Origin of the sequence: Kosakonia sp. N21 (assembly GCF_050587465.1) — a bacterium.
Taxonomy (GTDB): Bacteria; Pseudomonadota; Gammaproteobacteria; order Enterobacterales; family Enterobacteriaceae.
Window position 1 is genome coordinate 50,342 of sequence record NZ_JBOBHR010000005.1, and the last position, 21,023, is coordinate 71,364.

The following is a 21,023-nucleotide window of genomic DNA, read 5'->3' on the forward strand; positions in this document are numbered from 1 at the left end:
CCAGTGTCACCGCTAACGAGATCGTTTTATCTGACATTTCCATCGCATGTCCCTCTGTATGGTGGTATCGCCATTTAACAGGGAAGATCTTAATGATTTCTTACTCTCTCAGAAAAAGTTTAGGTTAGTTGATAGTTTTTGTCTGGTGTCATTTTGTGCGGAAGCACATCGGTATCGTTCATTTGCAGCAAATCGATCTCAATGGCATTGCAGATGGCATCCAGCGGCAGGTCGTTATCTTCTTCGCCAAACGGATCTTCCAGCTCTTCTGCCAGCGTATCCAGCGAAATAAAGGTGTAGGAGATAAGCACCGAAACAAACGGCGTCATAAAGTGCAAATCCACCACCAGCGCAAACGGCAGCATGATGCAAAACAGGTAAACCGTGCGGTGCAGAATCAGCGAATAGGCAAACGGCAGCGGCGTGGTAAAAATGCGTTCACACCCGGAAAGCACGGCGGACATATCGTGCAAGCGCTGCGTGATGCTGTGGAACAGAATGTCCGACAAGGTGCCCTTCGCCCGGCGTTCTCCCAGCCACTCCGCCATTAATAACAGAATGCGGTTAGCCGGTGAATGCGCGTTCAGCACCGTCTGCAGATCCTGCCCGCTCAGATAGTTTGCCAGCACGTCACCCTGCGGCTTGCGGCGCAACGTCATCCGCAGGCAATGCGCAAAAGCGATTTGTAAGCGGATAAAATGCGCCACGCCGTCGTCATCCGGCAGCGTGGTTTTCACCTCCCGCAGCAGCGAACGCGAGGCGATCATCAGTTGTCCCCATAACAACCGTGCTTCGCTATAGCGGGCAAAGCAGGCGTTGTTGCGAAAACCGAGGAAGATAGCAATCGCCACGCCAAGGATGCTGAACGGCGCGACCGTCAGTTTGATCCCCAACGAGGTGTACCAGGGAAGCATCCAGATCACGGCGATAGAGAGCAGGAAGTTCATCACCAGTCGGGATGAGATTTTCGGCAGCACCGAACCGTGCCAGACGAAAAGACGAGTAAGCCAGTGTTGTTCAGGTCGGACAATCATGTTGAGTCGTGTGCAAAGAGAGAGCTGCACTATTAAACGTGATCGCAATCACAGTTGCAAGGATGATAATGAATTGTGACAAATCAGCATGCCAGACGAGGATGTATGGCGCAGAAGTTGCTGAAACCTGTTATACAACTATATAAAAGTATGTTGTAACTAATGACGATAAAACCAACCCGAAACGCGAACGTAGCCGCTCAGAACGCATAAAAAACCCGACCGGAGTCGGGTTCTCGTTTACCTGCAAGCAGTACGCGGGATCAGCACAGCGGTTTCACGGCTTCACGCATGCCTTGCAGCAGGATGGCATCCAGATCCAGTGACACCTGCTCAACCAGACCGGCGACATTGGTCAGATCCTGCTCCCAATGGTCGCTCACCGACAGCACCGCTTTAACCAACTCGCTGGTGCTGATCTGGCGGTCACCATGCTGGCTCCACAGTTGCTGATAACGCTCAATCCAGTGCGCGTCATCCTGCACCGGATAAGCCTGCCCGTTACGCTCGCCGCGATAGAAAGCAATCAGCGCCGCCAGCGCAAACGTCAGGCGCGCAGGCAGTTTACCGGTGGCTTTCTGCCCCGCCAGCAGTTGCGGCAGAATGCGGGTACGGAACTTGGTCATACCGTTCAGCGCAATGGAGAGCAACTGGTGTTTGATGTACGGGTTACGGAAACGCCCGGTCACCGCGCTGGCAAACGATTCCAGCTCATCGCGCGGCAGATCCAGCACCGGGATAATCTCCTGGTAAATCGCTTTTTCGACAAACGCGCAAATTTCGTTGTCGTTCATTGCCTCGCCAACGGTGTCCAGCCCTGCCTGATACGCTACCGGCACCAGCGCCGTGTGCGCGCCGTTGAGGATCGCCACTTTACGCTCTTTGTACGGTTTAATATCGTCAACAATCAGCACGTTCAGCGGGAATTTGTCGAGGCGCAGTTCAGACGCCAGCGTTTTCGGCCCCTGGATCACAAACAGATAAAAGTGTTCCGCCGTGTCGAGGAAGCTATCCTGATAACCCAGTTCGGCTTCCAGTTTCGCCACTTCATCACGCGGATAACCAGTCACGATACGGTCAACCAGCGTCGAGCAGAAGGCGTTGGCTTTATCCAGCCACTGAATAAACTCAGCGCCCAGCGCCCACTCTTGCGCATAACGCAGCACCAGTTCGCGCAGCGCGTCGCCGTTATAATCAATCAGTTCACACGGGATGATCACCCAGCCTTTGTCGACTGCGCCAGAAAAATGGCTGAAACGTTCGAACAGCAGACGGGTCAGCTTCGCCGGGTAGCTCACCGCAGGCGCATCGGCGAATGTGTCGCCGGCATGATAGCTGATGCCCGCTTCCGTGGTGTTAGAGAACACGAAGCGGATATCCGGGTTGTGCGCCAGTTTCAGAAACTCGTCATACTGCGCATAGACGCTGATTTCGCGGTTAACGGAGCGGATCACGCGGGCATCACTCACCGCTTCGCCCTGCTCGTTCAGACCACGAATGATGGTGGTGTAGAGGCCATCCTGAGTGCTCAGGGAAGGCGGGAAATCACTCTGGATCGGGCGAACAACCACCACACCGGCGTTCAGGTCGGTGTGCTCGTTCAGCAGATCGATTTGCCAGTCGACAAAAGCGCGCAAAAAGTTCCCTTCACCGAACTGAATAATACGCTCAGGGTATTCAGCGCCGGGAAAGTTGCGACGGTTTAATGTGTTCACAGTGGGTTCCTTTTTTGATTAGTCATACAACCTGGGAAGATTGGTGTAATAACTTACCAGACTTTTCGACCATGAAACCCTGTTTTGATCAAAATGGGACGTCTTATTGGCGACAATTATAAGAACTTGTAAAAAAATGTCGTAGCCGTCACATTTCCTTGCGGCATAAGCGCATAACGCGGGATCTCCCCGACGCGCTGCCAGCCGCATTGCAGATAGAAATTCTCCGCCCCGCTGCCGGTTGCCGTGTCCAGCACCAGCACCGTTTTAGCGTTGGCCTGCGCTGCGGTCTCAAGGGCATCCATCAAGCGGCGCGCCAGGCCCTGACGCCGGGCTTTTTCGTGCACTAACAGTTTCGAGACATCAGCGCGATGGGGCTGGTTTTCCGGCTGATCGAGGATCAGCTGTACCGTACCGACAATATCGCCAGTCTCATCTTCCGCCACCAGCACAATGCGCTCGCCACGCGTGGTGCTGGCCGCCACGTTTGACCAGAAGCGGAGGGATTTTTCCCGCGAGAGCGGGTGCATAAAGCTCACCGATGCGCCGCCGGAAACACAGTTTTCCAGCACCTCGCACAGGGCATCAATACGTCGGGAAAGGTCATCGCCAGAGAGGGCGCGGATAGAATAAGTGGTCATTTTTCTTCCTTATAAAACAACCACTATCTGATTTACATAAAATTAACACAAGCGCCGCAGTGATAGGATCGGCTTATGGTTTAGCGGGCGCGGTTATTCTGCTGCTTCATCGCATACATTTTTTTATCCGCATCCTTCATCCACGGGTGCAGCTCACCGCTGCCATTATGATCGAATTCGCTCAGCCCCCAGGAAAATGCCAGCTTCCAGGGTTTACCGGAAGAGAGATTCCAGGCTTCAACCTGTTCGACCAGATGCTGCATGGCGATCCAGGCCCCCTGCTCATCGGTGTCGGAAAAGATGATCGCGAACTCATCACCGCCGTAGCGCACTTGCAGATCCGCCTCGCGCAAACTGGCGGTCATCACCGATGCCATCGATTTCAGGGCGTCATCCCCTTCCGCATGCCCCCAGGTGTCGTTAATCGCTTTGAAGTTATCGAGGTCGATCCACGCCAGCGTCAACGGCTCTGCCCGGCGGCGCGCGCCAAAAATGGCGAACTTCGCCAGGCTGTCAAACCCACGACGATTAAACAACCCCGTCAGTTCATCGGTGGTTGCCGCGCTCATGACCGCGAACTCATCTTCGACAATCATGGCGAAATCTTTCAGGCTGTCGAACTCCGCATCGCTGAAGCTACGCGGTTGTTTGTCAATCACACAGAACGCACCCACCACCGCCCCGTCCGGCAAACGCAGCGGATGGCCAGCATAAAAGCGGATGTGCGCATCGCCCGTGACCAGCGGGTTATCGGCAAAACGTTCATCGCGGGACGCATCTTCGATAATCAAAGGGTCAGCGCATAATATCGCATGGCCACAGAAGGAAATTTTGCGTGGCAGGGATTCTTTCGGATAGCCAGCCGCGGATTTGAAATGCAGCGTGGTTTCATCCACTAACGTAATCAATGCCCCAGGAACATTAAACATCCGTTTTGCCAGGCGGGTTAAGCGATCTAACCGATCGGTAACGCCACTCTCCAGGAGTCCCGAGTCGTGCAACGAGGCAAGACGTTTTTCCTCATCGGCGGGAATAGCAGGTATTTTCATAGAGTGCCTATCTCATCATTCTCAGGCTGTTTTTCGCAATGATATGAAAAAATATATCGTTCAACATACGATATACAGCATAAAGTTTAGTCTATAGCGAGCGATTGTCAGTGCGAGTAAATTTGGTTTTTGCCCAACCGCTTCGCCTGGTAGAGCGCGTCATCCGCCGCTTTTAACCATTCACTAACGGTATGCATACCCGGCAAAGCGCTGGCAATGCCAATACTTAGCGTACAGGTAAACGCGTATTCCTGCACGATGGGCATGATTGCCGCCTCATTCATAATCTGCGTCGCCACGACGTGCGCTTCATCAGGCGGTGTATCGGGTAGTAAAATGACAAACTCATCGCCGCCCAGCCGCGCTGGCGTGTCGTTTTTGCGGGTAGCGACATGCAAAATTTTCGACACCGTCACCAGCAACGCATCCCCGACTTTATGACCAAACCGGTCGTTCACCTCTTTAAAATTATCGATATCAATAAACATCAAAGAGGAGTGACCAGGGGTCGTGCGGAGTTTGTCCAGCTCATACTGAATGCGCTTTTCTAACAGACGCCGGTTGGCGATATCCAGCAACGGATCCATCATGGCAATACGCTCAAGCTCACGGCTTTTCACCCGCAGTTTGACGGCCATGCTGTCGGTCAGCACGCTCAGGGCCAGTAAATAGATCGCGATCAGCGGCAAAGTGGCGAACATTGTCCGCTGCGTCACCGCCAGCTCAACGGGCATCCCCTGCGCCAGCCAGGTCAGCAGGAAGATCCCCACCATGGTCAGACCCGCTTTGCGCATCAGGATAAAACCGCCTGCCGATAAACGGTCAGTAAGCAGGACAGTGGCAATCACCACGGAGGGTAGCGGATTGACCGCCATCAGCGCGATCCACAAGCCCCCTGCGCCTGCGTCAATCACCAGGTTTTGATGTTCAATGTTCAGCGGTGTACGGGCATGACGGGCGCGTAAAAAAGCGAAGGTCGGCCAGAGAAAAGCATTCGCAGAGAGCAGGATAATTGTCCATAACGGCCGCTGCAATTCCTGTAGCACGGAAAGAATAGGGAAAAAACAGAGCAACGTTCCGAGGATACGCATCAGGTACATGCGCCTGACAAAACGTCTGCCAGAGATCCGCTCGTTTTTATTCAAATTATCAGACCCGTTCATGGCGCGCTTTTTTCCCGCTACGTATAGCCAATAATAGTATTGACGTTAAAAATTAGTAGCAAGCAATTTAATAAGTTATCGATATTAACTGCGTCAAACATCAGCGGTGTGAATAACGCCAGGAACTATTGCCCCGAGGAAACCTGCGACGGCGCGTCGGCAAAAACGATATCTTTACTGGACGTAGTACAGTTGCGGCCCTGCTTTTTCGAGCGGTAGAGATTTTCATCCGCTTCCGCCAGCAGTTCATTGAACATTTCGGTCAACGCCCAGGCTTCCGTCCTGCCGCTGCTTAAGCCAATGCTCACCGTCAAATGCAGCGTTTGCTGCCGCCACTTGAAGGGGTAATTTTCGATGGAGTGACGCACGTTTTCCGCCAGCGTAAAGCCATCGTCCGGATCGGCGGTGATCGCCACGACCACAAACTCTTCGCCGCCCATTCGCGCCACAATGCCCCGCTCTCCCAGCGCTTCCTGCACTTTACGGGCGAAAGCAGCCAGCACCCTGTCGCCGCATTCGTGACCGTAATTATCATTCACGCTTTTGAAATAATCGATATCCATCAGCATCACCGTCACATGCTTGTCGGCGAATCGCTTATCGTCATTATTCAACGCTTCGTACAGCCCTGAACGGGAGTAGACACGGGTCAGGAAATCAAAATCAGCGCGCAGGGAGACCTGGCGAATCAGGCGGTTAATTTTCTCGACGCTGACGGAGACAATCACCGGGCAAATCGCCATAGTGGCGATGCCCATACGGGCGGAAAACATGTGCGGCATTTCCATGGGGGAACCCAGGAAAATATTGATTGTGCCATTGGCGACGAGCATGATTTCCACCCCGCCGGTCAGCAATGTCACCAGACTTGTCAACGGCAGCGGATAGCGTACGGCACACCAAATCAACGCCGGTAGCGGGAACGCCAGACTGCCTGCGCCGCCAATCACCACCGACGCCAGCACTGACACCATCACCGCACCTATCGGCAGCAGTTGCCGGGCTTTGAACTGCAACGGCTCACGTGGCCAGATCATCGTCAGCATGCAAGGCAGGATCAACACACCGGTGGAAAATTGCTCACTGAACCAGTCCGCCAGCAGCAGTAAAAAGCCTTGTCCGTTGATGCCTACCGAACCAATCGCGCCAAAAAACGCGCACAGCAGCGCGGCAAACATACAGTAGCCAAAGAGCCGGAGGGCATTTATCGGTTCCGGGGCTTTGATCATCTGGCTGCGTTCCCAGGTGATCAAATGGGCCATGGTGATAATAAACACCATATTGGAGAAGTTAATAATCAGCGACGCCGTGCCCCAGGAGGTGGTAATGGCGTCATAGGCCAGCATGGCGATGTAGCTAATCAGGTAATATTGCCAGCGATGCAGAAATGCGTAACGCGCAAAAACCCCCGCCATAACCGCATTCAGCGGCCAGAAAAGCGACAACTCTTCCACCAGACGCATCATCGCGCCCAGGAAATAAAACAGCGTTGTCAGGATAAAAATCACCGCAGCGTTATTCAGCGGTTTTTCTTCCTGAAATGGACGAAAAGGGGTTAAAAAAAATGATCGCATCACATCTTAATCCATATCACGCGCACGGTACTCTGTTCGATACACAGGGGAAATTCCTATAGCTTAGCATGCTTACCTTGCGCGCTTTCGTTCAGCGCGGTGCATTCATCTGCACGACCAGCCAATGGTAAATCACATCCACAATATACTGTTGTTGCATTTCTGTTAATGGATATCCATGAGGAATGTTGTGCCATTTTTCCAGACACCCGCGGCAACAGGTCGCGGTGGCATGCTGGGCGATAAACACCGGGTGCCCCCGCATCGGCGTCTGTTTACCGTCGTTTTGCGGCTGCGCAGGCGCCAGACGGCGGGCAACAAAATCCGCCGCGTGCGAGGCAATCACCTCTGCGCCTTTATCCAGACAATACTGCCGCTCTTTTACGCCAAGGCGAAAACGGGAACGGAACGCAGAGCGTGACAATCGGGTGAACAGCGGCGTTAAATCAGCCATCAGTACACCGACCTCCCCAGTTGTTGCGTTAAGGCCTCCAACACCGCGACGCCTGCCAGCGAATTCCCGGCCTCATCCAGTTCCGGGCTCCAGACCGCAATCGCCATTTCATGCGGCACAATCGCCACAATACCGCCACCGACGCCGGATTTTGCCGGCAGACCAACCCGCCAGGCAAACTCCCCGGCATTCTGGTACATGCCGCTGGTGGCCATCAGCGCATTCACCTGGCGCGCCTGCATCGGCGTAACAATGGGGGAGGAAATGTGCGCAGCGTGCCCTCCCTGCGCCAGAAAGAGAAACGTCTGCGCCAGCTCGACACAGCTCATTTTGAGTGCGCAATAGTGAAAATAGTTCTGCAACACGGTGGAAACATCGTTATGGAAGTTGCCAAACGACTTCATCAGCCAGGCAATGGCGGCATTACGGGCGGAGTGGTCAAATTCCGAGCGGGCGACGGCGCTGTCGTAGGCGATGTCCTGTACGCCGGAGAGTTTACGTACAATTTCCAGCATACGCTGGCGCGGCGCGCTGAGGCGGCTTTGCAGCATATCGCACACCACCAGCGCCCCGGCGTTAATAAAGGGGTTGCGCGGTTTGCCTTGCTCGATTTCCAGTTGCAGCAGTGAGTTAAAGGGCTGCCCGGAGGGATCTTTCCCCACGCGCTGCCAAATCTCCTCTTCGGCATAGTGGTTCATGGCGACCACCAGGCTGAGCACCTTAGAAATAGACTGGATGGAAAAACGTTCGCGGGCATCACCTGCGTAGCAATGTTCTCCCTGCACCGTACTGATAGCAATGCCCAGCTTATTGCCGCTCACCGAGGCCAGCGCGGGAATATAATCCGCCACTTTGCCCTGACCCAGCAGCGGACGTATCTGCGCAAGCACCGCGTCCAGTACGCCATTATCCATTGCCGTTGCCACACTCACCCCTTGCTCACAGGCCAAAAACGGCCTGCGAGTATAACAGAGACGAATGAATCACGTCAGGCCGGCAGGCGAAAACGGGCCACCGCCTGCAGTAACTGATGAGAGTCATTATGCAGTTGTTCAGACGCTTGTGTCGCCGTCGACACCAGTTCCCCGGTGCGCCGGGCGACCGTGTTGAGAGCGTGCAAACGCCGGGTCATCAGATGGATGCTCTCCCCCTGACTCAGGGTGGCGGCGGAGATCTCATTGAGCACGCCGCTTAAGTGTCCCACCAGCCCGGTCACTTTTTGCAGGTTGCTTTCAAGGCGGCTCACCGCCTGCGTACCGTCAGTGATCCCCTGCAAAGAGTGGTTAATCAACTGCTGAATGGTTTGCGTTGAGTGGCTACTCTTACGCGCCAGCAGCCCGACCTCTTTCGCCACCACCGCAAAGCCGCGCCCGTGATTCCCCGCATGTGCCGCTTCAATGGCGGCATTCAGCGCCAGAATATTCGTCTGAAACGCCACGCCATCAATCATATCGACGATGTTGCGCATCTCGGCCGAACGTTCGACGATCTCGCGCATCGACTGGTTAACCGTATCCATCATGCGATCGCCACCTGCCGCGATTTTTTGCGCCTCATCCGCCTGTTGACGGGCTTGCTGGGCGAAGCCAGTGCTGCCTTCAACGTGGGATTCCAGGGTGGCGATATGTTCGGTCACATCCGTCAGTTCCTGCGCCTGTTTCGTCGACTGCTGATAAAGCGACTGGTTACCTTCCGCAAGGTTGCTGATGGTGTTCACCATGGAGGCGGTTGCGTCACTGACCTGCATCACCAGTTGTTGCAGCCCCTGCTGCATGCTGTGAATGCTCAGGCTAAGCTGCTCCACCTCGCGGTTAAAACGCGGTACCGACGGCAGCGCTGTTCCCAGATCGCCCGCGGCGAGGATGTTGATGTGTGCAATCAGCCGACGCAGCGGCGTGATCACCCAGCGTGACATGGCAAACCACACCAGCACCGCAATCACCAGCAACAGCGCGGGCACCAGCACAAAGACATGCTGTAGTTGTCCAAGGTTGGACATTAACGCCTGACGGCCAGTTTCCGCACGGCTTTCGCTGGCCTGCTGGAAACGGGCATAGTTGTCGTTAAAATCCGCCTGGAACGCCTGTGCAGGCACCGCAAAGAAGGCGTCAATCGACTGGGTTTTCACCAGTCCATCCGCCTGCTCTTTCAGCGCGCCGTAAAACAGCTGATAACTGTTGATTAAGCCGTCGTCTTTCGGCGGATCGAGCGCCAGCCAGGCTTGCCAGGCTTTTTGCGACGCATCCAGCGCACTGCGGGTTTCATCCATCAGGCTGCGCCAGCTCCCTTCTGAACCGGTTTCTTTGTCCTGCATAAACCACACGCCTGCGCGGTTAAGCAGATCGCTTGCGGTCAGCAAGGCCACGCGGGCTTCATCCACGCGAACCTGTTGCAGGTGCGCCTGCTGGTTTAACTGTTCATTGTGCTGTGCTTCGCGTAATGACGCGGAAAGGAGAAAAGAGGAGGCGATTTGCAGCGCGGAGAACAGACCGATGATACAGAAAATACCGGCTAACAAACCAAACTGCTGAGGCGTAACACGCCGAACAATACGGCGAAAAATTTGCATTAAGTTCATGATATTCTTCTATAACCACAACGTTGCCGTGAGTCTACAAAAGGATCATGACACCCCCATGACAGCGAGGAGTGGCGCGCCCCACCGCGGCGCGCATGCGGTTACAGACGATCTTTCCATACGGTCTGGATATTGCAAAATTCATGCAAACCGAAGTGCGACAGCTCGCGGCCAAAACCGCTTTTCTTCACGCCGCCAAAGGCCACGCGGGCATCGCTGGCGCTGTAGCCGTTAATAAACACGCCACCGCACTCCAGGTGTTCGGCAAACCAGGCGGCCTGCGCATGATCGGCGGTAAAGACGGTGGCGGACAAACCAAAATCACTGTCATTCGCCAGTGCCAGCGCATGCTCCGCATCGCGGGCAAGGGTGATGGCGGCGACCGGGCCAAACAGCTCCTGGCGGAATGCGGTCATCTCCGGCGTCACGCCAGCCAGTACCGTCGCCGGGTAGTAGTTGCCCGCCCCCGGAACCTTTTCCCCACCGAGCAGCAGCGTAGCGCCCTGCTGGATGCTGGCCTGTACCTGCGCATGCAGCTCATCGCGCAGATCAAAACGTGCCATCGGCCCCAGATAGTGCTCTTCGTTGTCCGGCGCGCCCTGTTTCAGCGCGGCTGCGGCGGCAACAAACTTGTCGGTAAAGGCCTGCGCGATGCCGGATTCAACAATAAAACGTTTCGCGGCAGCGCAAACCTGCCCGGTATTTTGATAACGCCCGGCGACCGCCGCTTTCACCGCCAGATCCAGATCGGCGTCGTTCAGCACAATAAAGGGATCGGACCCCCCCAGTTCCAGTACGCATTTTTTCAGCGCTGCCCCGGCCTGTGCGCCAATAGCGGCACCCGCGCGCACGCTGCCGGTCACCGTGACAGCAGCAATCCGCGGGTCATTGATAGCCTGACTAACACCGTCGTTAGTGGCGTTCACCCAGCCAAATACCCCTTGCGGGATCCCGGCGCGGGTGAAAATCTCGCCCAACAGTGCCGCACACCCCAGCACATTGGGCGCATGCTTCAGTAAATAACTGTTACCGGCCAGCAGGATCGGCACCGCGCCGCGCATCACCTGCCACACCGGAAAGTTCCACGGCATCACCGCCAGAATCGCCCCCAGCGGCCGGTATTCAATGGTGGCGCGGTTATGCTCAACCTGGGTCGGCTCGCTGCCAAGCATTGCCGGACCGTTATCCGCATACCAGTCGCACAGGCTGGCGGATTTGTTCACCTCGGCCCGAGCCTGCAGGATCGGTTTCCCCATCTCCTGGCTGATCCGTTGCGCCATCTCTTCGCCCCGTTCACGCAGCGCCGCGCCGACATCGCGCAGTTTTTGCGCCCGCTCCGCCACGCTTAACACTCGCCACTGGCGATAGCCGTTAGCCGCCTGTTCGATGGCGGCATCCACGTCTGCAGGGCTGGCCCACGGTGTGGCGCTCAGGGTTTCCCCGGTGGCCGGGTTGATGGAAATAGCATGGGTTGTCGGGGTAATGGACATACGGGGTCTCCCTTAAATGTGGTCAGGACTTGCACCAGAGTGGCGGAATTTGTTATTTCTGAAAACTGAATAATATTAACGACACTATTCACAAAGAGAGAATGGTATGGATTTAACCCAGCTTGAGATGTTTAACGCCGTGGCGCAGACCGGCAGTATCACCCAGGCGGCGCAGAAGGTGCATCGCGTGCCGTCCAATCTCACGACCCGCATCCGCCAGCTGGAGTCCGATCTCGGCGTCGATCTGTTTATCCGCGAAAACCAGCGCCTGCGCCTCTCTCCGGCGGGGCACAGTTTTTTGCGTTACAGCCAGCAGATCCTGGCGCTGGTGGATGAAGCCCGCATGGTGGTTGCCGGAGACGAGCCGCAAGGCCTGTTCTCGCTGGGCGCGCTGGAAAGCACCGCGGCGGTGCGCATTCCCGCCACGCTGGCGCAGTACAACCAGCGTTATCCGCGTATTCAGTTTGACCTGTCCACCGGGCCTTCCGGCACCATGATCGACGGCGTGATGGAAGGAAAACTGAGCGCCGCTTTCGTCGACGGCCCGATCATGCACCCGGGTCTGGAAGGGATCCCGGTTTACCGTGAAGAGATGATGATTGTCGCGCCGCACGGTCACCCGCACATTGCGCGCGCGGCGCAGGTCAATGGCGCCAGCATCTACGCCTTTCGCGCTAACTGCTCCTACCGCCGCCATTTTGAGAGCTGGTTTAATGCCGATCGCGCCACACCCGGAAAAATTCACGAGATGGAGTCCTATCACGGCATGCTGGCCTGTGTGATCGCCGGAGCCGGACTGGCGCTGATCCCGCGCAGTATGCTGGAAAGTATGCCCGGTCATCACCAGGTGGAAGCCTGGCCGCTGGCAGAAAACTGGCGCTGGCTGACCACCTGGCTGGTGTGGCGACGCGGCGCGAAAACCCGGCATCTTGACGCGTTTATTGAACTGCTGCAGTAGCGTTAACGCGCGGTGGCGGTTTATTGCATGGCATAACGCAGGTCGGCGATAAGCGTTTTTTCCATAAAAATACTCAAGGGATCGTCGACATAGGGCGCAAAAGCGTGACAGGTCTGATAACCGCAGCGCTCATACAGCTTAACTGCCGCCAACTGCCTGATCCCGGTCTCCAGACGCAACGTATGGCAAAAACGGGCAACCGCCTCCTGCTCCAGCGCGGCAATCAGTTTTTCACCCAGTTGTTGCCCTCGATGCCGGGGATCGATAAACACCCGTTTCATCTCGCCGCTGCCATCGCCGTTCAGCACCACCGCGCCGCACCCCACGGTCGCCCCATCGGTATGGCGGATTTTTCGCAGGATCAGGGTCTGCGCAGGTAAAGCGGCCAGATCAAGCAGATGGTTACTCTCCGCCGGATAGAGCGCGCTCTGGTAGCGATCCAGTTCGTCAATCAGCGCAATCACATCCGGCTGGGAAGCGGTGGCATCGGTAATACTGTACATCGGACACTCCTTATTGTTACTCCCTTGTTAAATTAACCAGCCAGACCCGCATCAACGTCATACGATTAACCTATAGATGATGCAGGCCGTTGCGCAGCCGGGAGGACAGACGGTACCTTACGCGCAGAGCTAACCCTGATAACGGAACCAGAATGAATACGAAAGCCCGTAAGGTGATGATTATTGGCACTGGCAATGTGGGGGCGTCCGCCGCCTACGCCCTGCTGAACCAGACAATTTGCGAAGAGCTGATCCTCGTGGATTTGGACCAACAGCGCGTGGAGGGCCACGCTCAGGATCTGTCGGATGCCGCGGCGTATATGCCGGGCATGATGACCATTTCAACCCGTCCGGTTGACGCGTGTGCGGATGTCGACATTGCGGTGATCACTGTCTCCGGCGGCCCGTTAAAACCCGGCCAGACGCGTCTCGACGAACTGACCAACACTGCGCGGATCGTGCAAAAAATCGTACCGACAATGATGGCAAATGGTTTCAACGGCATTTTCCTTGTCGCCACCAACCCCTGCGACATCATTACCTGGCAGGTGTGGAAACTGTCCGGGTTACCGCGCAACCAGGTGATTGGTACCGGCGTGTGGCTTGATACCACCCGTCTGCGCCGTGCGCTGGCGCAGTCACTGGATATTGGCGCGCAGAGTATCGATGCGTTTATTCTCGGCGAACACGGTGATACCCAGTTTCCGGTGTGGTCGCATTCGTCGGTATACGGTTCGCCCATCGCCGAGGTCTACCGGCGCAAAACCGGCCAGACGCTGGATGTCGATGCACTGGCGGAGAAAGTTCGCCGCCACGGTTTTGAGATCTATGCCCGTAAAGGCTGCACTGAGTATGGTATTGCCGGCACCATTGCCGAGATCTGCCGGAATATTTTCACCGGCAGCCACCGCGCGCTGGCGATCTCCTGCATTCTTGACGGCGAGTATGGTGTGAAAGATGTGGCTATTGGGGTTCCCGCCGTGCTGGCGCAGAACGGTGTACAGCAGATTATTGAGTTACAACTGCGGGATGACGAAGTGGTGAAATTCAACCACTCCGTCGGGGTTATCAAGGCCAATATTGCCCGCCTGCCCTGACGATGCGCGGTTAACTGGCAATGGTTAACCGCCCCGGCAATGACTCAAGCTGCTGGCGGATATCCGCACTGAGCTGCGCATCGGTGATGATATCGGTCAGCGAATCCAGGGTTGCCACGTTAAACAGCGACCACGCACCATATTTGCTGCTGTCCGCCAGCAGGATCCGCCGCCTGGCATTGGCGATCAGATCGTGCTTAAGCGCGGCTTTCTCTTCCGTTGGCGCGGTGATCCCGCGCTCCAGCCCCCAGCCGTTACAGCTGACAAACGCCAGATCCGGCCAGATGTTTTGCAGCAGCTTGCGCCCGTGCTCGCCAATGCAGGACTGGCTGGAATCATCAATACGCCCACCGATAATCGTCACTTCAATCTGTTTAAATTCCGACAGAAACAGCGCAATGTGCAAATCGCTGGTGATCACCCGCAGCGGCAGATGCGTGAGCTGGCGAGCCAGCTCAATCATCGTGGTGCCCGCATCCAGCACAATTGCATCCCCGGCTTTCACCAGTGCAGCGGCGGCGCAGGCAATGGCGTGTTTTTCCGCCAGGTTGCGCTGCATTTTTTCGCTGGTGGTCGGCTGGGAGGGGATAAACCGGTTCAACGTTACGCCGCCGTGGGTGCGACTGATCACCCCTTCCTGATCGAGCTTGATCAGATCGCGGCGAATGGTGGCAGGCGAGGCATCCGTAGCCGCGACCAGTTGATCCACCGTCACCAGATTATGCCCTTTCAGGTAATCCATAATCTGCTCTAACCGGTTATATCCCTTCATATTATTCCCGTGTAATTTGCATTGCTAACTGGATGGATACCGCCATGCTCTCGGCTTTCGCCACACCACGCCAGGCGATATCAAATGCGGTGCCGTGATCCGCTGAGGTACGGATAAACGGTAGCCCGGCGGTGATATTAACGCCATCGTAAAAGCCCAGCAATTTTAACGGAATATGCCCCTGATCGTGGTACATCGCCACCACCATGTCATACATCCCTTCGTGGCACTGCATAAACACCGTATCCGGCGGGCACGGCCCGGTCACATTCACCCCTTCGGCTTTCATCGCCTGCACCGCCGGGCCGACAATGGTGATCTCTTCATCACCAAACAACCCGTTTTCGCCGGCATGTGGGTTGACCCCCGCTACCGCAATCCGCGGATTGTCATAGCCGACGCGTTTCAGGAATGTATCGGCAATACGCACCACTGTTTTCACGCGATCCTGATTCAGGGTGTCGAGGAATTTACGCAGGGCGATATGCGTCGTGATATGAATCACTTTCAGTTTATCGGTGTAGAGCACCATCGCGTAATCTTTGCTGTCGGTCAGTTGTGCCAGCAGCTCAGTGTGGCCCGGATAGTGATGCCCGGCCATAAAGAGCGCTTCTTTGTTCAGCGGCGCGGTGGCAATGGCTTTCACGTCTCCGCTCATCGCCAGTTCGGTGGCGCGTTTAATGCAGCGATAAGCCAGATCCCCGGCCTGCGCCTGCACCACACCAGGTTGCAGGGCATCGACATCCGCCAGCGGTTCGTCAATCACGTTGATAACGCCCGGCGCAAAACGCGCATCGGCAACGCGTTCAATAATGCGCAGTTCCGCACGCGGGGTGATATTCAGCCCAAGAATGCGCTGAAACGTCCGCGCACACCCGACCACCACCACCGGCGAACCGGCTAACTCTCCTTCGACCAGCGATTTGATAATGATTTCCGGGCCAATACCCGCCGGGTCGCCCATCGTTACAGCAATGATATTAGTCACTCGATTTCTCCTCGATAAAATGCAGAACCTTAAGCAAGGTAGTTTCGTCACCAAAGCCACCTGCTTTGGTCATCACCGGTCGTTGCCAAGGACAACCTGAAAAGTATCCCCACGGCACGCAGCCCGCAGCCCGCCCGCGGATGCTAAAACCTTTCGCCCCAAGCGCATGGGCCGCCGCAACCGCCACATCGCCGCCGGAAAGATAGAGCGCGTCCGGTTGCGCTTCGCGCAGAACATCCCGCGTCAACTCCCCTAAAAACGCGCAAATACGCTCACCCAGTTCGCTGCGGCTTACGCCCTGCTGTTCACACAGCGCGGCAATCTGGTGACGCGCCTGCGTATCCGGGCAGGTATGCACCAGACAGTGACGGCCGCTGACCAGGATGCGGACGATGTGTTGTCGGTACTCCGCCGCCGCCGGGGTGAATAACGTGTTGATATCAATAAACACCTGCTCCACGCGGGGATGTTTTGCCGCCCACGCCAGCTGTTGTTGAGCGATTTCGCTCATTGACCCCACCACCGCCAGTACCGTGCGCGGAACACACGGGTTCAGCCGACGCGCCAGCGCATCGCACAACCCTGCGGACCCCACCAACAGTGGGCGCGATGCCGCCGACTCGGCCTGGGCGACAATCTCATCCAGCTCGGCATCGCTTTGCGCATCCACCACCAGCAACAGGGGCGCACTCACCGATGCGTTCGCCAGCGCCGCCGCCACATCAGCGGCGTGCAGGTAACGGATTTCCGCGCGGCTGTGCGCCGCCAGCAACATACCGATGTCGGCGCTGGTGACGGGCGTTTTCGGATCGCTGGCGAACTCGGTGTCCGTCAGCAATCGCTCATGAACAAAGCACTGCCCGTTGCGGGTGATGCGACCCGCCGCCGGAAAAGCCGGCGCGATAATCGCGGCGGAGGCCTTGCAAGCCTGCAACATGGCGGCGACTTCGGCCCCCACATTGCCGCGCAGCGTGGAGTCGATCTTCTTAACCAGCCACTGCGGCGCGCCGTGCGCGACAATCTTTTGCGTCAGCACGGTAACCCGCTGCGCGGCATCGCTGGCGGTGAGCGCCCGGCTGTCGCTGTTATAAATACGGGCCTGCGCAGTGCTGACGTAGTTCGCGCTCAGCGCCACATCCACCGTCATTCCTCTCTGCGCCAGGCTGACACCCGCGTCATTCGCGCCGGTAAAGTCGTCGGCGAGGATGGCTATCTGTTTATCCGAGGTTGGCTCGTTCATCCCTTCTCCGGGTCATTATGCACTGGATATGATTATATTCAATCATGATTGATTATATGTGAGCAAGATCAACTTATTCAGTTTGCGAATAAATTATAAATTTAGGCCATGTAGTGACGGTGATTGACAAGTAATGATTGAACTCAATCACCATAACAGAGACAGGAGAAGGTTGTGGTAACGATTAATAGCACCCTGATAAGTGGCGCAGGCGCGATCCCGGCGATAGCCCCACTGCTTGCAGGTAAAGAGAAAATCTTACTGGTCAGCGATGGCAATGTAATTAAGCTTGCGCCGACGCAGCAGATCCGCGCCCTGCTGACGGCCAACGGTGCAGATCTGCAACTGATTGATAATGTGCCGCCAGAGCCGAGCCAGCATGACGTCGCCAACATTCTGCAAGGGCTGGGCGACAAGATATTTGACCTGGTGGTCGGTATTGGCGGCGGCAGCGTGCTGGATGTCGCCAAGCTGTTGTCCGTTCTCTGCCACCCGGCCTCCCCCGGTTTGCCTGCGCTGCTGAACGGCGACAAACCCACGGCACGCGTGACGTCGCTGTTGATCCCCGCCACCGCCGGAACCGGTTCGGAAGCCACGCCTAACGCGATTCTGGCGATCCCGGAGCAGGACACCAAAATTGGCATTATCTCCCCGGTGATGTTACCGGATTACGTGGCGTTACTGCCGGAGCTGACCACCAGCATGCCTGCGCATATCGCCTCGTCGACCGGCATCGATGCGCTGTGCCATCTGATTGAGTGCTTCACCGCCACCATTGCCAACCCGGTCAGCGACAACGTTGCGCTGATGGGCCTGCGCAAACTGCTGCGCAATATCGAAACCGCCGTCAATGAACCGCACAACCTGACCGCCCGGCTGGAGATGCTGTGGGCCTCGTATTACGGCGGCGCGGCCATTGCCCACGCCGGTACACACCTGGTGCACGCGCTCTCTTACCCGCTCGGCGGCAAATACCATCTGCCACATGGCGTGGCGAACGCCATTTTGCTGGCGCCGTGCATGAACGTGGTGCGTCCGCACGCCGTGGAGAAATTTGCCCAGGTCTGGGATCTGGTCCCTGACGCCGACACCACGCTGAGCAACGAACAGAAATCGCTGGCGCTGGTGGCGTGGTTCGCCGCGCTGGTTAAGCGGCTGAATCTGCCGGACAACCTCGAAGCGCTCGGTGTCCCCCGTGAAGATATCCCGGCGCTGAGTGACGCCGCGCTGAATGTTAAGCGCCTGATGAACAATGCCCCCTGCACCGTAGATCACGCACAGGTGCAGGCCATCTATCAGACGTTGTTTTAACCGTTTTTAACCGTCTGTCGGCCCGGTAAGCGCTGCGCCACCGGGACTAAACAGCGAATCAGGGACAAGTTATGAACAAGCACATTAAAGGCGTGTTGACCGCCATTGTTACACCTTTCGACGCCGACGGGGCTGTTAACCCGAACGCGCTCAAACAACAAATTAACCGCCAGATTGAGGCCGGTAACGGCATTTTTTGCGGCGGCACCAACGGGGAATTTTTCGTGCTGAACGAGCAGGAAAAGGTCGCCGTTACCGCCACCTGCGTAGAGGAAGTGGCCGGACGCTCGCCGGTAGTGGCGCACATCGGCGAAATCTCTACCCGTGAAACCATTCGTCTGGGGCGGCAAATCGAGAAACTGGGCGTGGATGCGGTGTCGGTGATCACCCCCTATTTCGTGCCGCTGAAACAAGATGAGCTGATTAACCACTACACCGCTGTCGCCGACGCGTTAAACGTGCCGGTATTTCTCTACAACATCCCGGCACGTACCGGCAATACGCTCGAACCACAGACGGTTCGTGCGCTGGCGGAACATCCGAACATTATCGGTATCAAGGACAGCGCCGGGAGCTATGAGAGCCTGAGCGGTTTCCTGAATGCGGTGAAAGATGTCGAGGGTTTCGATGTACTGAACGGCCCGGACTCGTTAATCCATCAGGGTTTTGTTGACGGCTGCTCCGCCTGTATTTCCGGGCTGGCGAACGTTGCACCGCAGGCCATTAACGCCATCTGGTCACGTTTCCAGGCGGGCGACATTGCAGGTTCACGCAGTGCGCAAGAGAGCGTCACCGGGTTACGTACCGATCTGTATAAAGTGGCCTTCTCGCCGGCCGCAGTAAAAAAAGCATTGCAAATCATGGGTTATGAGGTTGGCGACAGTCGTTACGCTGTCACGTTTAACCCACAGCAACTTCAACAGATCCGCCAGATAGTGTCGCAGTACCTTCACTAACGGCGGTGTCATTCGTCATAAGAAAACCGGGCGCATACCGCGCCCCGGATTCACACGCCCTGAAGAGAGGCAAAGATGAACACCTTTACATCTCAAGATACCCTGATCATTGTTGGCATTGTGGTGGCTTATATTCTGTTCACCACCTGGTTAACCTTCCGCTTACGCAGTAAAAACAGCGGCGATTTTATGGAAGGCTCGCGTGCGATGCCCGCCTTTATCGTCGGCATTCTGCTGATGTCTGAGTACATTGGCGCTAAATCGACCGTCGGCACCGCGCAGGCGGCGTTCGAAGACGGGTTTGCCGCCTCCTGGTCGGTGATTGGCGCAGCGATTGGCTTCCCGCTGTTCGGTCTGTTGCTGGTTAAACGCATCTATAACACCGGCAAAATCACCATCTCCGGCGCGATTGCCGAAAAATATGGCAACAGCACCAAAAATATCATCTCGATTATCATGATTTACGCCCTGCTGCTGGTGAACGTCGGCAACTACGTGAGCGGCGCAGCGGCCATCTCAACGGTACTGAAAGTGAACCTGCCGATCGCCGCGTTTATTACCGCTATCGTCAGTACCTTCTACTTCGCCTTTGGCGGTATGAAAGGCGTGGCATGGGTGACGTTGCTGCACAGCGCGCTGAAATATTTCGGCATTCTGGCGATCATGGGTTTTGCTCTGTCGAAGACCGGCGGTTTTACCCCGATGATCGAAAACATGCCGAAATACTACTGGACCTGGGACGGTAATTTTGGCCCCAGCACCATTTTTGCCTGGCTGATTGGCACCATCGGCTCCATCTTCTGCACCCAGTTTGTGATCCAGGCGATTTGCTCTACCAAAGATGTTCAGAGCGCCAAGCGTTCCACCTGGGTGGCCTTCTTCTTCTGCCTGCCGATTGCACTGGCGATTGCGGTCATTGGCGTTGCGGCAAAATACCTGCACCCGGAAATCAACAGCCTGTATGCCATGCCGATTTTCCTGCAGGATATGAACCCGTGGGTAGCTGGCTTGGTGACAACGTCACTTGTTGCGTCTATCTTTGTGAGCGTCAGTACCGTGGCGCTGGCGATTGCGTCGCTGGTGGTGAAAGATTTCTACGTGCCTTATCGCAACCCGACCCCGGAGCAGGAATTTAAAGCCACCCGCTGGCTGTCACTGCTGATTGGCTTCCTGCCGCTGATTTTTGTGCTGTTTGTTCCGGAAGTACTGAAACTCTCCTTCTTTACCCGCGCTATCCGCCTCTCTATCTCGGTGGTGGCGGTGATTGCCTTCTATGCACCGTTCTTTAAGAGCACCCGTGGCGCGAACGCCGGTTTGATTGGCGCCTGTGTGGTGACCTCGGTCTGGTATCTGCTGGGCGATCCGTTTGGTATTAACAATATGTATGTTGCGCTGGTGACACCGGCGGTGATCATGGTGCTTGACCGCCTGATCCCTAACAAAGCAGCGCCCAAAACCGTGAGCAACGCGCATACCCCTGTTCGAAATAATGGAGTTTGA

Annotated in this window: 19 protein-coding genes; 5 read left to right on the forward strand and 14 right to left on the reverse strand. The window is 56.3% G+C overall.

Annotated features, from left to right (window positions below; genetic code table 11):
- Window positions 1–119: 119 nt before the first annotated feature.
- The 10 genes from ACQ3G7_RS13350 to sad all read right to left on the reverse strand — a co-directional run bounded on the left by ACQ3G7_RS13350 (window position 120) and on the right by sad (window position 11,698).
- Window positions 120–1,034 (reverse strand): bestrophin family protein, encoded by a 915-nt coding sequence (locus ACQ3G7_RS13350; protein WP_430890178.1) that lies wholly within the window; start codon window positions 1,032–1,034, stop codon window positions 120–122.
- Window positions 1,035–1,297: 263 nt separating this feature from the next.
- Window positions 1,298–2,749 (reverse strand): tagaturonate reductase, encoded by a 1,452-nt coding sequence (locus tag ACQ3G7_RS13355; RefSeq protein ID WP_430890179.1) that lies wholly within the window; start codon window positions 2,747–2,749, stop codon window positions 1,298–1,300.
- 116 nt (window positions 2,750–2,865) lie between these two features.
- Window positions 2,866–3,390, reverse strand: coding sequence for a GNAT family N-acetyltransferase (locus ACQ3G7_RS13360; protein ID WP_430890180.1), 525 nt, complete (start codon window positions 3,388–3,390; stop codon window positions 2,866–2,868).
- A gap of 80 nt (window positions 3,391–3,470) precedes the next feature.
- Window positions 3,471–4,439, reverse strand: coding sequence for a sensor domain-containing diguanylate cyclase (locus tag ACQ3G7_RS13365; protein WP_430890181.1), 969 nt, complete (start codon window positions 4,437–4,439; stop codon window positions 3,471–3,473).
- A gap of 107 nt (window positions 4,440–4,546) precedes the next feature.
- Entirely contained in the window at window positions 4,547–5,539 is a 993-nt protein-coding gene (locus ACQ3G7_RS13370; protein ID WP_430890443.1) for a sensor domain-containing diguanylate cyclase, read from the reverse strand.
- Between the two features lie 188 nt (window positions 5,540–5,727).
- Window positions 5,728–7,176, reverse strand: coding sequence for a GGDEF domain-containing protein (locus tag ACQ3G7_RS13375; protein ID WP_430890182.1), 1,449 nt, complete (start codon window positions 7,174–7,176; stop codon window positions 5,728–5,730).
- Window positions 7,177–7,267: 91 nt separating this feature from the next.
- Window positions 7,268–7,630: a DUF4186 domain-containing protein gene (locus ACQ3G7_RS13380; protein WP_430890183.1), complete on the reverse strand. Its 363-nt coding sequence runs from the start codon at window positions 7,628–7,630 to the stop codon at window positions 7,268–7,270.
- On the reverse strand, window positions 7,630–8,556 hold the full coding sequence (gene glsB, locus ACQ3G7_RS13385) for a glutaminase B (protein ID WP_430890184.1): 927 nt from the start codon (window positions 8,554–8,556) through the stop codon (window positions 7,630–7,632). Before glsB ends, ACQ3G7_RS13380 begins: the two co-directional genes overlap by 1 nt.
- Before the next feature lie 62 nt (window positions 8,557–8,618).
- Complete coding sequence (locus ACQ3G7_RS13390; protein WP_263096699.1) at window positions 8,619–10,208, reverse strand: methyl-accepting chemotaxis protein; 1,590 nt, start codon at window positions 10,206–10,208, stop codon at window positions 8,619–8,621.
- A 101-nt stretch (window positions 10,209–10,309) separates the two neighbouring features.
- Entirely contained in the window at window positions 10,310–11,698 is a 1,389-nt protein-coding gene (gene sad, locus ACQ3G7_RS13395) for a succinate-semialdehyde dehydrogenase (protein ID WP_430890185.1), read from the reverse strand.
- Between the two features lie 106 nt (window positions 11,699–11,804).
- On the opposite strand from sad, the gene ptrR reads away from it, so the two are divergent.
- Window positions 11,805–12,656: a putrescine utilization regulator PtrR gene (gene ptrR, locus ACQ3G7_RS13400; RefSeq protein WP_430890186.1), complete on the forward strand. Its 852-nt coding sequence runs from the start codon at window positions 11,805–11,807 to the stop codon at window positions 12,654–12,656.
- 20 nt (window positions 12,657–12,676) lie between these two features.
- Here ptrR and ACQ3G7_RS13405 read toward each other — a convergent pair whose 3' ends face one another.
- Window positions 12,677–13,159: a GNAT family N-acetyltransferase gene (locus ACQ3G7_RS13405; protein WP_430890187.1), complete on the reverse strand. Its 483-nt coding sequence runs from the start codon at window positions 13,157–13,159 to the stop codon at window positions 12,677–12,679.
- A 152-nt stretch (window positions 13,160–13,311) separates the two neighbouring features.
- On the opposite strand from ACQ3G7_RS13405, the gene ACQ3G7_RS13410 reads away from it, so the two are divergent.
- On the forward strand, window positions 13,312–14,256 hold the full coding sequence (locus ACQ3G7_RS13410) for an L-lactate dehydrogenase (RefSeq protein ID WP_430890188.1): 945 nt from the start codon (window positions 13,312–13,314) through the stop codon (window positions 14,254–14,256).
- 10 nt (window positions 14,257–14,266) lie between these two features.
- On the opposite strand, the gene ACQ3G7_RS13415 is transcribed toward ACQ3G7_RS13410, so the two are convergent.
- The 3 genes from ACQ3G7_RS13415 to dtnK are packed head-to-tail and all read right to left on the reverse strand — an operon-like array spanning window position 14,267 to window position 17,256.
- The gene (locus ACQ3G7_RS13415; protein ID WP_430890189.1) at window positions 14,267–15,028 is read right to left on the reverse strand and encodes a DeoR/GlpR family DNA-binding transcription regulator; all 762 of its coding nucleotides are present in this window, start codon (window positions 15,026–15,028) and stop codon (window positions 14,267–14,269) included.
- Between the two features lies 1 nt (window position 15,029).
- Window positions 15,030–16,016, reverse strand: a complete 987-nt coding sequence (locus ACQ3G7_RS13420; protein WP_263096706.1) for a D-threonate 4-phosphate dehydrogenase — start codon at window positions 16,014–16,016, stop codon at window positions 15,030–15,032.
- Window positions 16,009–17,256 (reverse strand): D-threonate kinase, encoded by a 1,248-nt coding sequence (gene dtnK, locus ACQ3G7_RS13425; RefSeq protein ID WP_430890190.1) that lies wholly within the window; start codon window positions 17,254–17,256, stop codon window positions 16,009–16,011. Before dtnK ends, ACQ3G7_RS13420 begins: the two co-directional genes overlap by 8 nt.
- A gap of 174 nt (window positions 17,257–17,430) precedes the next feature.
- On the opposite strand from dtnK, the gene ACQ3G7_RS13430 reads away from it, so the two are divergent.
- From ACQ3G7_RS13430 to ACQ3G7_RS13440, 3 genes are all read left to right on the forward strand, one after another.
- Window positions 17,431–18,567 carry an iron-containing alcohol dehydrogenase gene (locus ACQ3G7_RS13430; RefSeq protein ID WP_430890191.1) on the forward strand — a complete coding sequence of 379 codons (1,137 nt, stop codon included), beginning with the start codon at window positions 17,431–17,433 and terminating at the stop codon, window positions 18,565–18,567.
- 71 nt (window positions 18,568–18,638) lie between these two features.
- A complete protein-coding gene (locus tag ACQ3G7_RS13435) occupies window positions 18,639–19,523 on the forward strand; it encodes a dihydrodipicolinate synthase family protein (protein WP_430890192.1) in 885 nt (294 codons plus the stop codon).
- A gap of 75 nt (window positions 19,524–19,598) precedes the next feature.
- On the forward strand, window positions 19,599–21,023 hold the full coding sequence (locus tag ACQ3G7_RS13440) for a sodium:solute symporter family protein (protein WP_430890193.1): 1,425 nt from the start codon (window positions 19,599–19,601) through the stop codon (window positions 21,021–21,023).